The sequence below is a fragment of the Geminicoccus harenae genome (assembly GCF_019800005.1).
Taxonomy (GTDB): domain Bacteria; phylum Pseudomonadota; class Alphaproteobacteria; order Geminicoccales; family Geminicoccaceae; genus Geminicoccus; species Geminicoccus harenae.
In genome coordinates, this window is record NZ_JABGCL010000069.1 from 1 (window position 1) to 9,234 (window position 9,234).

Genomic DNA, 9,234 nt, shown 5'->3' on the forward strand with positions numbered 1-9,234 from the left:
AATTAATTCTCCAGGCGCGAGCGTCGCGGCTACGCACGGGCAGAAGCGTGGCATCGAGAGGGGGGAGATACATTGCTGGTCTCCTGGATGAGTCCCACCGTGGCGCCGCGCGGATGGCGCTGCGAGGACGACGATGTGATGAGGATCAGCCGGGGGAGCGAACCTGCTTGGCGTGGGCAGCCAGCCCATTCCAGTCCGGCTTGAGCATCATGTCGGCTGGAAGCCAGGCCGGATCCTCTTCCTCAATCCACGGCGGAATGTTCGCCTTGCGCGCGGCGTCGTTGGCGAAGCCAATGAACCCCACCAGCAGCCAGCCAACGGCCCGCTCCGCCTGGGTGCGGGACAGGCCGCAGCCCATCAGCGCGCCCGCTGCGATCGGCTGGAAGTTGGCGAACAGCTCCATCCACGCGACGACGAAGCCACTGTGCACGGGGTTGGGGATGCGCTCCAGGATCTCGCAGCCTTCGGGAGCCTGCTGAGGAGCCTTGGCCGGCGCTTTGGTAGCGTGAAGCAGGAGTGCCGGTGCAGCGTCCGACAGCCGCCAGCGCGGGCTGCCATCCGCGCCCAGGTCATAGGGCGTCACGTTCTCCAGCCGCTTGCCGACCGTCCTGCGGTCGAGGCCGAATTCGACGCTCAAGGCGTTGATCGACCAGCTCGAGCGAGACATGGCCATTCTTAGGAACTCCATCCGTTGTGGTGGAACGTCTAGGAAAATTCTGTGGCTAGAAAAGCCACGCGCCGCGCCACCCCGCATTACCGGGATCCATGGGGAAGGACCCGTCGACGGATTTTCTTCCTTCGGACTTCCAGGTGACCAGGAATTTTCCCGAACGACCTGTCAGGTGAAAGCGTGACCCATTTGCAACCCCACGAGTGTTGCACGAAAGGCACATCATCAGCGCGTGGACGTACATGATCATCGCCTCTCTCAGTGTGGCTTGGGTCGTGGGGCTGGCTTGTGGAAGGAGCGGGCGACTTGGCCCACGACCCAGCTGCCAGCCCGCACCCGATCGATCAGCCCGCAGCCTTCCTCTCCGGCTGCCCGTTCCGCGGCCTCCCGGGCGGCAGCCAGTGCCGCGATCTGCAGGTCAGGCACACGGCACGCCGCCCGCACAGCCGCTCTCTGGAGTGCCAGGAGGCGGACGTGGAGGTCAGCTTCGACCGGATCAGCGTCGCGAAGGCACAGCGCCACTTCGTCGATCAGGTCGTTGCTTCGCTCTTCAGCCTGCCTCAGCAGTTCCGGAGTGATCACCGGCTTGGGCGGACGGCGTCGCATGGTCAGGCCGCCTGGCGGTCGTTGGCTGGCTCGGGGCTGGCCTCAGCTTCCGCACGAGCCTCGGCGGCGGCGGCCCGCAGTTTGCGCACGGTCATGTCGACCCGAGCGAACTCGGGGGGCATGGTCGCGGATCGCGCTGCATGGTCGAGCTTCCCCGATCGGCTGGGCTGGCCATCGTCGACACCGAACTCGGTGAGATTGATGCCAGCGAGGCAGCGCGCCAGATAGCCGCCACCAACCGCCAGATCTGCCTGAGCCAGTGGGACAAACTCGGTGGTCAGGAGGGCAGTCATCCTGTCCAGGATCGCGGTTGCCTGTTCAGCCAAGACCAGGCGTGTCTCGCCTTTAGCCTGCTCGATGGCCTCCAGATGCTCGGCACGCTCCGCCTGTTCCTTCTGCAAGCGCAGGCGGAGGCCGCGCTGTGCCGCCAGAGCAGCCTCGGCCTCGGCGCGCTCCGCAGCCAGCCGCTTGTCGGCCGAGGCCATGGCCTTCTTGATCTCAGCCGTATCGACCTGTGGCACCTCACCTAGCGCCTCGGCGGCAGCGGCTAGATCGCGCTCGCCGGCCAAGCGGTCACGCTCCAGCTCGGCTTCCAGGCGATTGGCCTTGGCACGCTCTGCGCGGGCGTCGGCGGCCACCAATGCCGCCTGGGTGCGGCTGATCCTGTCCTCAAGAGCCTGGGCAGCCTGAAGAGCGGCAGCGAGGCTGGAAGGGAGATTGACCTTGGTCATCGGAAGTCCTTGAGCTGAAGATGGGTGTTCTGTCGGGTGACGATCCGTCGGCGCCGTCGTGGCGGCGAGCCGCGGACAGGCGGCAGAGCGCCTTGCCGAACCACCGCCTTGAACAGCCGGTGGGCCTGGCGCTGGTCGGCGCCTGCGGCAGCCAGGAGCGCCATGCCGAGAGCAAAGGCTGCCACCGCCACGAAGTGCAGCACTGCGGGCTGGTCAGCAGGCCGGCGGCTCATGGCAGGTCATCGCGTCGTTGGTAGTGGCGAGGAGCTTCGCAGCCCTGGTCCGTTAGCGGATCCAGCCGGGCTTCCAGCCGATCGAGCTGAGCAAGCGAGCGGATGAGCGACCGGCGGAGGCGCTCGATGGTGTAGAGAGCATCGTCGTAGTCACCGATCCTGAGGGCGGAGGCGAGGCGGCGGCCATTCAGGCGTGCGCCGACCAAGCGGCGTTCTAGTCGCATGGTACGATCTCCAACGTAGCGGGCCGGCCATCACCACCGCGCGTCATGCGGAAGCGGCGCGGTTCCGGTGTGGCAGCAGGCGGGATGGACGTTGGGGCAGGGGCGGCCGTCGGCGTCGGCTGGCGGACTGATGGCCGCGTCTCGACGACGACCTCGCGCCAGGCAAGGCTCTTGGTCCGAACAGCGATGCGGTGAGTCATCCCTCGGCTACTTCCTGCATCAGCTGAGCACTAGGCTTCATCCGCACCTCAAGTTGTCGATCGAGGTCGCACTCCATCACCGAGACCTCTGGTGCTAAGCGCCACCGCAAGATCCAGAGGGCCTTCTCCGCTTTGCCGATCCGGCCGGAAGTCAGCAGCTCCAGAGCCTGATCCAGCTCCCAGGCGAGGCAGCAGGCGCACCTGCAGGGCCCGGTGACCTTCCTCATCGGCCGGCTCCCTGCAGGATGAGAGCGATCGCGCTGCTGAACTCGACCAGCCTGTCGACCAGTGCCGGGCTCAGCGTCGTGAGCCTGGCCCGAAGCTCCGGTTGCCCTTGGACGAGCCGGATGCTCCAGCCGCGCAGGCAAACTTCATCGAGAGCTCGCTGGGCTGGGGTGCGATCTGAAGAAGTGGGTATCTTGCTCATGCTTCCGCCCCTCCCGGGCGGCACGGAGGGCGGTGTTGGGTTCCGTTCCGGGAGAACGGCCCCATACCTATAGGTATAGGAACGCCGGAACGATCTTAAGCCATTGAATTTATTGATGTAGTTCGTTCCGACAGGCATCGGCCGGAACGATCTTTGCCCGGAACGAATTATCTCCAGCATTGGTGCGGCTTTCGCCGTCCCGGGCGCTGATCTCGTTCCGGCTTCGGAACGCCGAAACGCCGGAACGATCTCGAGTTCCGGAGCTTTCCGGAGCGGCATGACCGGGGGCATCACGAGGCACCTCGCGGGCCCGGCTGACCCTTTCTTGAGCCAGCGGCGAATGCGCCTTCACCGCGGGCGAATGGCCCTTCCGGCACATCAAGCCACTTGGTGGTCGTGCCGCTCGCCAACGCCTGGACGATGCGTCCCTCGCTCAGGAGATGGCTCGCCATTTCCTCGAGCGTATCGCGGCCGGTCTTGCGCAGGATCGCCGGCAGAATCTCGCGGCGGTGGTAGATGCCGTTCTGCCCATGCCGGCAGAGCGGGCGACCATCCTTGGCCGCATCTGCGATGCCGGTCACCAGCGCGGCGAGTTCGTCGTCGGAGTACTTCCGGACGACCTTCAGGCGGTCGGTGAGGTCCTGAAGCACGCCCGTGCTGCTCGACCGCACGAGTGTCCGCACTTCTCGCCGCGCTGGCTCGTTGCTCTTGACGATAGAGCCCTTGAAGACCGTGTTCGGCTCGTAGGAGCGGCTGATCTCCCGCAACAGGCGCCGTGCCTCGTCCTGGCTGGCCGCCCAGATGGCGTAGGCGAAGCGCAGGCCATCGATTAGCGCCGTAGTGCCCCGAATAGCCTCTCTGGCTTCCTCAGGCGTCTTCGGCGGCGTGGATGGCTTGCGCATGTGATGCGCGGTGATGACCGTCGCACCGGTTGTTGCAGCAATCTCCGCCAGCGCCGTGCAGAAGAACTGAGCGGCTTCAGGAGCAGCATTCACGTCGGCATGAACGAACGCCTGCAGCGGATCGAAAACGACCAGGCGAAGGTCAGGAATAGCGCGCAACTGGCCGAGGATGGCCGTGAGTTGCTCAGTGCGCTCCAGACCTCGTCCATCCTGGCGCACCAGCCCGAAAGCACCCCCAAGGCTGGGTAGGGCTGCGATCAGCAGCTTCCCGGGCGCCTTCCGGCGGCGCTGGGCGAACGGGTCGAGCGCATGAAGTCGGCGGCAGACGCTGGCTTGATGGTCCTCCGCCGTGAAGATCACGACCGTACCTTGCGCGGCCACCTGCCCACCGAAGATCGGCAGGTCGATCGGGCTCTCACCCGTGGCAACGCGCAGCGCCAACTCGAACAGCAAACCGGTCTTACCGGCGTCGCCCATGGCCGCGACCATTCCGGGGGACCCCAAAGGAATGGTCGGCTGGACAAGCCAGCGAATTGGCTCCGGCTCTTCTGACCAGCGATCCGCTGCCAGATCCGTCAGGTTGAATGGCAGTGCCGCCTTTGGTTCTACGCTTTCTTGGTCAGGGATGGCCCCAACCAGATCTGCGCGGAGTTTTGCCTCGGCGCTGCTGACGAGCCTCGGGATCTCATCAAAGCGGGCCTGCCATCGACCGGGCTGGCCAGCATCTCGCCGCTCCGCCGGAACGGCATGCATGATGCCCCGAAGCATCTCCACGACCTGCCCGGGCGGCCGGCCTGCCTTGACCTGACGCATCGCGAGCGCGGTGAGCGGGCAATGGTAGGATTCACCGGTGGCGACCAGGCGGACGAGCTCAGCCATGCCGCGGCTATCGGTCCCGGTTGATGCTGTGGTCGGCCTATTTGGCAGCGGCGGCAGGAGCTCGTGGGCTTCCTCAAGCCCGAGCTCCCGATCAGCGTTCAGCTCGAGGAGCCTGGACCATCGCCGCTCCCGCTTGCGGTGCGGGGCACCTGGGGCACGGAGCGGGTGAACGGCGGGAATGTTGGTAGGATCGCCGCCGACCAAGGCAGTCAGCCTCGCGCGCGTCTCCTTCAGACGAGCATGCTCTTCCGCGGTGCGTGTCGGCTCAGAGAGCCGGTAATGCACATGCAACTTAGCTTCGACTTCGCCGGTCTCTGGATTGGTCCATTCGCCACCAGATGCCACCACAGCGGTAGGCTGCCCGAGGAGTGCCGTGACCTTGGCGAGGGCTGCAGCCGGGGCAGCATCCAGCTCGACACTCAGCACAAGCCCGTTCGCGAGATCTGCTTCCTTGGCGGAGCCTGGCCTCGTGAAGGTCGCGAGCGGCGGGCAGACGACTACCGGGGTAGGGTGATCGCTCGCCGCTTCGATAAGGTTGACGACGGCCTCGGTCAGCGGCCTGAAGCCCTGGCCGTTGATCTTGGGTGCCGACCACTGAGCGACCGCGAACGGATCTGACCGGTCGTCATGGAAGGCACGGACAGCAGCATACGTGCCGTCATCGGCGTGGCGGAACATCTCCGCATAGAATGCCTCGATCTGCGTGCGGTCGGGGCCATCGGACGTGTCCTCAGGCAGCATCACACACGCCACTCTCGGATGGGGCAGTTCTCGTCGACCCGCCGGAAGCGGTCGATGCTGAGCTTCTGCTCCTCGATCACCGCGACCAGACGCGGGAAGGGGAGCTTTGTGGCGCGAACTGAGCGCAGACGCAGCTCAATCGCTGCCTGACGGAGAAGTTCACGGGCCCGGCCGCGGGACGTAGCTTTGTTCTTCAGCTGGGGCGCGATATACTTCGCAGCGTCCTTGCTAGCCGGCGGCCCCTGGTCCGGGCCGTCGGTAAGGTCCTTGCCCTTCATCGTTAGGCGGCCTCAGCCACAACCCGCGTTGACGCCAGCCAGCTGCGAGCATCCTCAACGCGAATGACCCTGCGCTTGCCAAGACGGCAAGAGGGTAGGAAGGGCATGCCCCGGCGGATCGCTTCGTCTTCGCTCAGCGCACGCCAGATGGTGGAGCGATGCAGGCCAATCAGGTCGGCTAGATCGTCGGCCGAAACCGCCAACTTGTTATCGAGAAGCGGGTGACTAGCCTGAAGGCTGGGGCTTACATTTTGCTGCTCGAGCGCCCGAAGTGCTCGACGACTGGTTTGAAGAGCCATTTGGCCGTCCTTTACCGGCTGCGTCACCAGTCTTCTGGTGTCGTCCGTGTTGCTGACGGCTGTATTTAGTAGCGTGCTCTTCGGCAGATGCATCAAGATAAGAGTTGTACCAAACCCCCCTGTTTCGTGAGAACTCCAGGTACTTCATCCACTCGATACGGTCCTCTCCGATCCAGCGTTGCAGCGTTCCGGCTGCAACGCCATGCATTGACCCGGTGTCTTGCTTAGCAACCTTTGCCTGCAAGCCTTGGCGGAGCATCGACTGATAAGTGCCAAGGACTAACGTTCTCGTCTGCCAGTCGGCCACCTCCTTCATGCGGTCTCGGCCTCTTGCACCGAACTGTAGGACTCGGTCGAGGGTGCGCCGCTCAGAGAGCGGCACACCAAAGTTCCTTCGCCGTTCCCTTTCTTTCTTCTCATGCAGATGCTTGGCAGAGGCATCCTTGCGTTGCCCGAGCATCTTGTACTGACGGAGCGCATTGATCTCCTCAGTGACTTGCCCCGCCGCATGCCTAACGAAGTCGATGAGGATGGGATGAAGCGGCCTTGCGTTGTCAAAGTTCTGTAACAACGGCCAGAAAAAGGCATTGTTACGGTAGTAGATCCCGAGAAAGACTTGATAGTCGGCACTCCAACGCCGCTCGTAGTCAGACGGCCCTTCTTTCCAAGGCGTGTGCCAACTCTCGTCAGTCTGCATCTTGTTGCTCTAGATCGAGGTTAGTCGGCTGATCTGGCGAAGCCGACAAATCGCCAGCGCCGATTCCTAGGGCAGTGGCACGAATGACATCGCGAACATAAGACGGTGCCAAGTGGCCATAGTGCTTTGACACCATTCGAGTGTCTGTATGCCCAAGCGCTGTCGCTACGACTGACAGCGGGGCCCCGGCCATTATCCGCAGGGAGGCATAGGTGTGCCGCAGAGTATGAAAGGTTGCAGGCGGTTCGATATCGCCCCTAATGCAAGCACTGGCGATTGGCCGTTGTGCATCAGATGCTCCCCAAGCTCTTCCATCTTGCTTAAGGAAGATGTGGGCAGAACGATCTCGACCAGATGTCATCCTACTGAAGAAGGTGGCCCCTTCATCATCAAGGGGAACAAATCTTGGGCGATGAGATTTAGTCTCAAGAAAGCAGATCACGCTATTGTGAGGGTCGAAATCTTCGACTTTCAGCCGAGTGATCTCGCCGTAGCGCGCTCCCGTGAGAAGCGCGCCTCGGATTAGTTGCTGCATGTCGGGCGATGCTGCGCCCAGCAACCGCGTGATCTCCACCTTCGTCAGCCACCTCACTCGCGCAGCTTCTGCATTCCTGAATGGCTTGACGCGTCTCCACGCGTCATCACTTGCTACTCGTCCGGCGTCATACGCCCGTACTAGAGCTGCCCTCAGGATCGTCCAGACGCGGTTCGCACTGGCACGCCGTCCTCGCCTTGCATCTACTCCTTCGACTGCCCGCGTCTTCCGCGGGGCGTCCAGTGCCAGCGGAACACGCCCTACCGTCGCCGGCTTAACCGCGAGCGCTTCAAGAAAGCTCTTCAAGCGAGCTGTGGTTAGGTCTGTTAACGCAAGATCACCTAGTGCCGGCCGTACATGAGCATCAACGCGATACCGAGTGTCCCGTGCAGTCTTCGGCTTCTTATGGGCGCTGATGAAGGCAACGTAGTCGTCAAGAGCATCATTGACTGTGAAGTTCTTCTTCTGGTCCGGCTTCGACCTAGTGAACCAAGCTACTGCTGCCGCCTGCGCTGCGGCGAAATCTAGAGTTCCTGCTAGAGCATTGGGATCATCGTCAGCCGAACCAAGTGCATGGTAGCTTCGCTCGCCTGTTGCGGCATCGCGATGCCGGGCAATCCAGGTTCCGACCTCGCCTTGCCGCCGGCGGTAGCCGAGATGGCGGCCTGGCAGGATCTGGGCCCAGTAGGGTTCACGGCGAGGTGCAAGCTTCGTCCTAGAGCTTCGGGATCCGATGCTACCGCCAGTACTGATGCGCGCCATCGATCAAGCCATGTTGCCTGTTGTACGGCAATCATACGGCAAAGATGGCACGGACGCTAGGCGACGCTAGGCGACATCCTCAGAGTTCAGTCTAGGCAAGTCAGCGAGTTAGGTGATCTTCCACAGTCGCCTGCCATCCTTTTGAACGCCCCCTCACGGCGCAAACAGGGGTTCGAGTCCCCTTGGGGACGCCAACCATCTCGGTGGTTCAGGCGCCACATGGTGGCGTATCCCGCTTCTCATGTCTTGCTGGTATCCGGTAGCCGTAGTCATCCGATCCTGGATGCAGCCGGCGTCATCCCTGGATGACCCAATACCGTCAGCGGCGGCGGGGAGAAGCATGTGTCTGAGCTGGTCCGACAGATTGTCGAGGCGTCGAAGGCCGGGCCGCTGTTCATCGGCGGCTCTGCCGACCGCTGGGCCGGATGCGCCTACGACGATGGTCAAGGCGGCGTCGTCTGGATCGATCTCGGCCTGTGGCATCAGGACATGGTGTCGGGCCACCCCATGCACCTCATGGGGGTACCGATCATCGGCTGGCATGATCATTGGCTCTGCGAGAAGCCGTCCGGCCAATATGTGCCGGTGTACCTGGCGCCGCGCTGGCATCGTCAGGTCGATCAGGCATGGCGGGAGTGGCGGACCATGCCGGAGAACTGGCGGGCCACCGGGTTGCGCTTTTGCCGCTCCATCGCGCCGCAGGCCCGGGACTGACCCCAAGAGCCGTCCAGCGCCTATCCTGCGGCCATGGCAGAGCTTGCAGGTCTGGGCCACCACTCCATCACCTGATCCAGCCGCCTAACATGCAGGCGCTCCTGACCCAGTTGCTGTGTCCTGCCGGAAGATCCGCTGACATTCAACGCCAAGGATCAGGATCTGGAGACCGACGGCATTTGAGCCGGCTTGTGCATTGACGCACCTCACATCGACTAGGTAGGGAACTCAAACAACCTTCTACAGCTTCATGGCTTTTAGTCGACTGATCAGGGACGCAGGCTGAGGAGGGTATGGCGGATGGCACATCTGTACTGGCTGTCGGACGCGGCCTGG

At 63.4% G+C, this 9,234-nt stretch carries 12 protein-coding genes; 1 reads left to right on the forward strand and 11 read right to left on the reverse strand.

Translation table 11 applies throughout. From position 1 onward, the window contains the following. Positions 1–145 precede the first annotated feature (145 nt). The 11 genes from HLA95_RS25980 to HLA95_RS29350 all read right to left on the reverse strand — a co-directional run bounded on the left by HLA95_RS25980 (position 146) and on the right by HLA95_RS29350 (position 8,184). Entirely contained in the window at positions 146–673 is a 528-nt protein-coding gene (locus HLA95_RS25980) for a DUF1441 family protein (protein ID WP_191059280.1), read from the reverse strand. Positions 674–928: 255 nt separating this feature from the next. After that, the gene (locus HLA95_RS25985; protein ID WP_222184993.1) at positions 929–1,096 is read right to left on the reverse strand and encodes a hypothetical protein; all 168 of its coding nucleotides are present in this window, start codon (positions 1,094–1,096) and stop codon (positions 929–931) included. Positions 1,097–1,278: 182 nt separating this feature from the next. After that, positions 1,279–2,007, reverse strand: a complete 729-nt coding sequence (locus tag HLA95_RS25990; RefSeq protein ID WP_191059279.1) for a hypothetical protein — start codon at positions 2,005–2,007, stop codon at positions 1,279–1,281. Beyond that, positions 2,004–2,240 (reverse strand): hypothetical protein, encoded by a 237-nt coding sequence (locus tag HLA95_RS25995; protein WP_191059278.1) that lies wholly within the window; start codon positions 2,238–2,240, stop codon positions 2,004–2,006. Before HLA95_RS25995 ends, HLA95_RS25990 begins: the two co-directional genes overlap by 4 nt. Then, positions 2,237–2,464: a hypothetical protein gene (locus HLA95_RS26000; RefSeq protein WP_191059277.1), complete on the reverse strand. Its 228-nt coding sequence runs from the start codon at positions 2,462–2,464 to the stop codon at positions 2,237–2,239. The genes HLA95_RS25995 and HLA95_RS26000 overlap by 4 nt, the downstream gene beginning before the upstream one ends. A gap of 196 nt (positions 2,465–2,660) precedes the next feature. Continuing rightward, positions 2,661–2,891: a hypothetical protein gene (locus HLA95_RS26005; RefSeq protein ID WP_191059276.1), complete on the reverse strand. Its 231-nt coding sequence runs from the start codon at positions 2,889–2,891 to the stop codon at positions 2,661–2,663. Next, the gene (locus tag HLA95_RS26010; protein WP_191059275.1) at positions 2,888–3,091 is read right to left on the reverse strand and encodes a hypothetical protein; all 204 of its coding nucleotides are present in this window, start codon (positions 3,089–3,091) and stop codon (positions 2,888–2,890) included. Before HLA95_RS26010 ends, HLA95_RS26005 begins: the two co-directional genes overlap by 4 nt. A 290-nt stretch (positions 3,092–3,381) precedes the next feature. Then, positions 3,382–5,613, reverse strand: coding sequence for an AAA family ATPase (locus HLA95_RS26015; protein ID WP_191059274.1), 2,232 nt, complete (start codon positions 5,611–5,613; stop codon positions 3,382–3,384). Then, entirely contained in the window at positions 5,613–5,891 is a 279-nt protein-coding gene (locus tag HLA95_RS26020) for a hypothetical protein (protein ID WP_191059273.1), read from the reverse strand. Before HLA95_RS26020 ends, HLA95_RS26015 begins: the two co-directional genes overlap by 1 nt. Positions 5,892–6,116: 225 nt before the next feature. Further along, entirely contained in the window at positions 6,117–6,887 is a 771-nt protein-coding gene (locus HLA95_RS26025; RefSeq protein WP_191059272.1) for a hypothetical protein, read from the reverse strand. Then, positions 6,877–8,184: a tyrosine-type recombinase/integrase gene (locus HLA95_RS29350; RefSeq protein ID WP_223861475.1), complete on the reverse strand. Its 1,308-nt coding sequence runs from the start codon at positions 8,182–8,184 to the stop codon at positions 6,877–6,879. Before HLA95_RS29350 ends, HLA95_RS26025 begins: the two co-directional genes overlap by 11 nt. Before the next feature lie 342 nt (positions 8,185–8,526). Here HLA95_RS29350 and HLA95_RS26035 point away from each other — a divergent pair, with 342 nt between their 5' ends. Beyond that, a complete protein-coding gene (locus tag HLA95_RS26035) occupies positions 8,527–8,898 on the forward strand; it encodes a hypothetical protein (protein WP_191059270.1) in 372 nt (123 codons plus the stop codon). Positions 8,899–9,234: the final 336 nt, after the last annotated feature.

What these genes read in the sequence shown, in the direction of transcription:
- HLA95_RS25980 (WP_191059280.1), bottom strand. Translation starts at nt 673, where the DNA reads ATGGCCATGTCTCGCTCGAGCTGGTCGATCAACGCCTTGAGCGTCGAA.
- HLA95_RS25990 (WP_191059279.1), bottom strand. Translation starts at nt 2,007, where the DNA reads ATGACCAAGGTCAATCTCCCTTCCAGCCTCGCTGCCGCTCTTCAGGCT.
- HLA95_RS25995 (WP_191059278.1), bottom strand. Translation starts at nt 2,240, where the DNA reads ATGAGCCGCCGGCCTGCTGACCAGCCCGCAGTGCTGCACTTCGTGGCG.
- HLA95_RS26000 (WP_191059277.1), bottom strand. Translation starts at nt 2,464, where the DNA reads ATGCGACTAGAACGCCGCTTGGTCGGCGCACGCCTGAATGGCCGCCGC.
- HLA95_RS26005 (WP_191059276.1), bottom strand. Translation starts at nt 2,891, where the DNA reads ATGAGGAAGGTCACCGGGCCCTGCAGGTGCGCCTGCTGCCTCGCCTGG.
- HLA95_RS26010 (WP_191059275.1), bottom strand. Translation starts at nt 3,091, where the DNA reads ATGAGCAAGATACCCACTTCTTCAGATCGCACCCCAGCCCAGCGAGCT.
- HLA95_RS26015 (WP_191059274.1), bottom strand. Translation starts at nt 5,613, where the DNA reads ATGCTGCCTGAGGACACGTCCGATGGCCCCGACCGCACGCAGATCGAG.
- HLA95_RS26020 (WP_191059273.1), bottom strand. Translation starts at nt 5,891, where the DNA reads ATGAAGGGCAAGGACCTTACCGACGGCCCGGACCAGGGGCCGCCGGCT.
- HLA95_RS26025 (WP_191059272.1), bottom strand. Translation starts at nt 6,887, where the DNA reads ATGCAGACTGACGAGAGTTGGCACACGCCTTGGAAAGAAGGGCCGTCT.
- HLA95_RS29350 (WP_223861475.1), bottom strand. Translation starts at nt 8,184, where the DNA reads ATGGCGCGCATCAGTACTGGCGGTAGCATCGGATCCCGAAGCTCTAGG.